We start from the raw sequence: 395 nt of genomic DNA, 5'->3' as shown, positions 1-395 counted from the left end.
TAACCTACTCACGAAGGGGCCTACGGGCCCCGCTGAGGACAAGCCATGATTTTCGAAACCTACATTTGCGCACTTGCCAATAACCGCCTTGAATACGGATTCACGTTTAAGGCTGGGGCCGAAACCGACGATATCCTTTTTGATATGGTTTTGGGTGTCGTGAAGCCGGGCCCGGACGCCGACGACACCATCGAGCGCGCATGGAAAGAAAACGAAAAATATGCACAGGCGGTTTGCGACCGGGCGGCGCAAGACGGGGAATAACCACAAAATTTAGTCGGGTACTATTGACGGGGCCGCGCGGCCCCGTTACTATTTGTCTCACGTTCAACACAGAACGGATTACACAATGGTACTCTATAACGGCGTTCATCGGCTCACCATTCACGCATTGC

Annotated in this window: 1 protein-coding gene; it reads left to right on the top strand. The window is 53.2% G+C overall.

Annotated elements, in window-relative coordinates:
- The first annotated feature begins 45 nt into the window (after positions 1-45).
- On the top strand, positions 46-264 hold the full coding sequence (locus AC1RPU_RS07955) for a hypothetical protein (protein WP_289856636.1): 219 nt from the start codon (positions 46-48) through the stop codon (positions 262-264).
- Positions 265-395: the final 131 nt, after the last annotated feature.

The sequence above is a fragment of the Dellaglioa sp. CoH-55-MRSF-7 genome (genome assembly GCF_056782235.1).
This window is presented reverse-complemented; position numbering and strand designations above follow the sequence as displayed.